Source organism: Limnofasciculus baicalensis BBK-W-15 (genome assembly GCF_024178385.1).
Taxonomy (GTDB): domain Bacteria; phylum Cyanobacteriota; class Cyanobacteriia; order Cyanobacteriales; family Coleofasciculaceae; genus Limnofasciculus; species Limnofasciculus baicalensis.
Window position 1 is genome coordinate 52,080 of sequence record NZ_JAMZMM010000001.1, and the last position, 4,693, is coordinate 56,772.

3 protein-coding genes are annotated in these 4,693 nt (G+C 42.7%); 2 read left to right on the forward strand and 1 reads right to left on the reverse strand.

Going from position 1 to position 4,693, the window contains the following annotated elements; all coding sequences use genetic code 11:
* A partial coding sequence (locus tag NJ959_RS00200) for a CHAT domain-containing protein (protein WP_254009720.1) occupies nucleotides 1-1,602 on the forward strand: 1,602 nt, incomplete at its 5' end.
* Between the two features lie 244 nt (nucleotides 1,603-1,846).
* On the opposite strand, the gene NJ959_RS00205 is transcribed toward NJ959_RS00200, so the two are convergent.
* Entirely contained in the window at nucleotides 1,847-2,839 is a 993-nt protein-coding gene (locus NJ959_RS00205; protein ID WP_309242525.1) for a ribose-phosphate pyrophosphokinase, read from the reverse strand.
* 651 nt (nucleotides 2,840-3,490) lie between these two features.
* Here NJ959_RS00205 and NJ959_RS00210 point away from each other — a divergent pair.
* On the forward strand, nucleotides 3,491-4,693 hold a 1,203-nt coding region (locus tag NJ959_RS00210; RefSeq protein ID WP_254009721.1), incomplete at its 3' end, for a serine/threonine-protein kinase.

Genomic DNA, 4,693 nt, shown 5'->3' on the forward strand with positions numbered 1-4,693 from the left:
AATAGCCCTAACTCCGATAACTCGAACAATACTGCCAATACTGGTAGTAGTAATAGTACTAGCGATAGCCCTAACTCCGATAACTCAAATAATACTGCCAATACTGGTAGTAGTAATACGAACACCAATACTGAGAATACCAGTCAAACAGATAAAGGGAATACAAATACAGATACAGTAAACCCATTACCCAGTACAGAAGTCAACCAAGAGTCAGTAGCAAAAAAACAAGAAGAAGAACAAAACCTGGGTGTATCACCTAATCAAAATGGACTTAAAAACGATCAAATATATCAGATAGAAACAGCATTTACAAAAGAATTTGATGACTATTTTCAGCGATCGTTAAAAACAACAATTCACAGCCAAGAGGATGTTCAACATCAAACCAGTGAAATTGAAAAAATTACAGGAATCAAAACAGCAGTGATTTACGTCAATTTCACTCCGACTTCTACAAAAGTATCAGAAACGAAATGTCAAACTAAATTACCATCACCCCAAATAGATAGACGGTTTGGCTATCAAATCCCTGCACCATCACAGGGGAGTTGCGCAACAGTAGATAGCGATGAGTTAGAAATTGTTATGATTACCGGAGATGGAGAAACAATTCGGCGGCGAATTCCTGAAGCGAATCGTGCTAAAGTCTTGGCTAAGACTCGTGAATTTCAGCAAGCCATCAACAATCCCCAAACAATACCCGCGAATTATCTAAAATCATCTCAACAACTTTATCAATGGCTAATACAACCCTTAGAAGAGGATTTAGAAGCAGGGAAGATTAAGAGTCTGATCTTTGCAATGGATACAGGATTGCGCTCTCTACCCATTGCAGCACTTCATGATGGAAATGAGTTTTTAATCGAGCGTTATAGCGTCAGCTTGATACCTAGCCTCAGTTTAATATCTTTACCCTATAGAGATATTAGATCCCAGCAGATTCTCGCCATGGGATCGTCACAATTTACCGATCAAACCGCTTTACCTTGGGTTCCTGTAGAATTAGCAATAATTTTAGAACAATTTGGCAAAGGAAAGTCTTTTCTTAACGAAGGTTTCACACTTCATAATTTACAAAATCAACTACATCAGGGAAGATTTGCGATTGTTCATTTGGCAACTCATGCCGAATTCCAACCGGGAAATCCTAATAATTCCTATATTCAGTTATGGGATCGCAAACTGCGGCTTAATGAAATACAAGATTTGGAATTATCCCAGAGAGGAGTAGATTTGTTAGTTTTAAGTGCTTGTCGAACAGCATTAGGAGATCCCCAAGCAGAATTAGGCTTTGCTGGATCTGCATTGGCAGCAGGAGTTGACTCGACTCTAGCCACTCTCTGGTATATTAGCGATCGCGGCGCATTAGGACTCACAACAGAATTTTACTATCAATTAAGTCAGGCTCCGACAAAAAGTGAGGCATTAAGAAAGGCACAAGTCGCCATGCTTCATAGTAATTTACGCATTACTAATCATCAATTATATAGCTCTGACAAAGAAGTTTCCTTACCACTAGAAGTTGCTAAGTTGAGGAATATTAACCTCTCTCATCCTTATTATTGGGCAGGTTTCACCTTAGTGGGTAATCCTTGGTAAGTTATTTGTTGTTAGTTGTTGGTTGTTAGTTGTTGGTTGTTTGTTGTTTGTTATCGCAGTCGCCAGGGCGGTTAAGACTGAGATCTTGCACCATTGTTAATAACCCTGAAAATCCGCCAGAGAATAAATTCTCTGTCTCATAGCTAATGTCGGGTTATTAAGAGTGGTGCAAAATCTGAGTACAGAAAAACCCTTGAAGAAACCCAGTTTCTTGAAGAAACCGGGTTTCTTGAGTATACTTCCTCTATCGAAACATACTGCTCACGGAACTATCTTCATGAATCCGCCAAATTGTTTCTCCCAGTAAATTAGCAACAGAAAGCATCGTCAATTGTGGAAAGCGGTTTTCTTCAGCAACGGGGATAGTATTAGTGACAATCACCTCTTCAAATACCCCGCTCGATAGGCGCTCTACTGCTGGCGGCGAAAAAACCGCATGGGTAGCGCAAGCATAGACTTGATTAGCACCTGCTTTGCGGAGTATTTTTGCTCCTTCAGAAATCGTACCAGCGGTATCGATCATATCGTCCACTAATACAGCAGTTTTGCCCTTAACATCCCCAATGACATTCATCACCTCTGCTACATTGTGCGCTTGTCGTCGTTTATCGATAATTGCTAAAGGAGCATCATTTAATTTTTTCGCAAATGCCCTAGCTCTGGCAACACCACCGACATCTGGTGAAACCACCACCAAATCCGGGAGTTGCTTCCGAGCCAGGTAGTCTAGTAAAACTGGGGAACCGTAAACATGATCCAAAGGAATATCAAAATAGCCCTGAATTTGGGCAGAATGTAAATCCATTGCCAAAACCCGATCCGCACCTGCTTCGGTAATCAGGTTAGCAACCAGTTTGGCTGTAATCGACTCGCGCCCCGCTGTCTTGCGATCTGCTCTAGCATAACCGTAGTAGGGGATCACTGCCGTAATTTGCCGCGCCGATGCCCGACGACAGGCATCGATCATAATCATTAATTCCATCAAGTGATCGTTTACCGGGTGACAGGTTGGCTGAATCAGGTAAACGTCACAACCCCGAATGGATTCTTGAATTTGGACGTATAACTCTCCATCCGCAAACCGCTTGCGCACCATCGGTCCCAAATCCATGCCCAGATAACGAGCCACTTCCAGAGACAGTGGGGCATTAGCAGTACCAGAAAACAGTCGGAGACGATTATTGTCCGCAATCAGCGGCAGCATAGGCTGAAACGTTAAAGTTGCAGAACGGCTCACAGAAAACCCTCGAAGCTTATTTCATCGCAATCTTAGCATTCTCAGATATAATCATTTGTAACAATTATTGGAAATTAACGATCGCCGAAAGACTAAGACTTCATCCTGGTGACAAGATCGAAGTTGCCTCAAACCTTACCAATTGACAAGTTTATTCCTCTTTGACTTAATTTAACTTGTTTAAATTTATTTAACTTTTTGATCGGAAAATTAATAAAACTACAAGGGGAAAACTCCACAGAAGATTCTCCAGTGGCAGTTATTAATTTTGAGATTTTACTTAAAAGTAAAAAAAAGCAACTATTTATTTTTAATCGTGTTAGAATCAAATATTTTGCCAAAACAAAATGGAGCGAGAGACTCCCTCAGAAACCCGGTTTCTCAAAGAGACTCCCTCAGAAACCCGGTTTCTCAAAGAAACCGGGTTTCTAGATTTGGGAAGGAGTAAGCAATAAGTTAAAATACATATTCAGGGAAATATGATAAGATTTACCTAATTCAAAGCTCAAAGTCCTCAAAAACACCAATAGATTGACTACAAGCTCACCCTTCAGGATAGTCTAAAGAGAAGCTTGCATCAGGAACCTAGCTCCTAACTGCAAGATTAAACTTGGTGCTACACTTCCAGATAAAAAATACTATTGAAACCCCATGGAACCAGCAATTGCCTCCGGAACTATTCTGCAAAATCGCTACCACTTGATCAGAGTACTCGGTCAAGGAGGATTTGCCCGGACTTACCTAGCAGAAGATCTCAATCGATTTAATGAACCCTGTGCCCTCAAGGAATTGATACCGCCTTATAGCGAAAGTTCTGGTATAGAGAAATCCAAGGAACTCTTTCAGCGAGAGGCAACCACACTCTATCAGATCAAACACCCCCAAGTGCCGGAGTTTCGCGCTACCTTCGAGCAAGACGGGCGGCTGTTTTTAGTGCAAGACTATGTAGAAGGCAAAACCTATCGGGAACTCCTCAACGAAAGGCTGGGCCAACTGAATCGCAATCAGCCTGCGTCTTCAACGAGCAACCAAGTCTTCTCAGAAGCAGAGGTTAGGCAGCTATTGCTACAGTTGTTGCCAGTATTAGAGCATATCCACAGCAAAGGGATTATTCACCGAGATATTACTCCAGATAACATTATTTTACGCAACAGAGACAAAACACCTGTCCTGATTGACTTTGGCGTGGTAAAGGAATTGGCAACCCGTTTTCAATCTCCAGACTTGGGTTCCCCAGCGACAACCGTTGGCAAACTAGGTTATGCCCCCAGCGAACAAATCCAAACTGGAAGAGCTTATCCTAGTAGCGATCTCTATTCCTTAGCCGTATCAGCAGTTGTCCTCCTGACTGGCAAAGAGCCACAGGAACTTTTAGATAACTCTCAGCTTACCTGGAACTGGCGACAGTGGGCGAGTGTAAGTGAAGAGCTTGCCAGGGTTCTAGATCGCATGTTAAGTCATCGACCGGGCGATCGCTATCCCTTAGCGATGGATGTCTTGCAAGCATTGCAGTCCCCTACCCCTTCTTCGCCATCGCCAGACTCCAATCAGTCACGGATGGCTACTGTTGCGGTTGGCCGCCGCCCTGAGCCTCAAACTACTAGTTCCAGAAGTGCCTCTGCACCAGTAATTAACTCAGCAACTAATAACTCGAATTCCCAAAATGCTGCGGGAAATTTAGCTATTGGCGCAGTGCTAGCATTATTTGTGGGATTGGCTTCTTGGGCTATTGTTAGTTCGATTAAAAATACACTATCCCCTCAACCTGATCCGACAATTGCAGAATCGCCATCCCCATTACCAACTCCCACACCATCCCCATCTCCATCTCCCACACCAACTAAACCAGATACA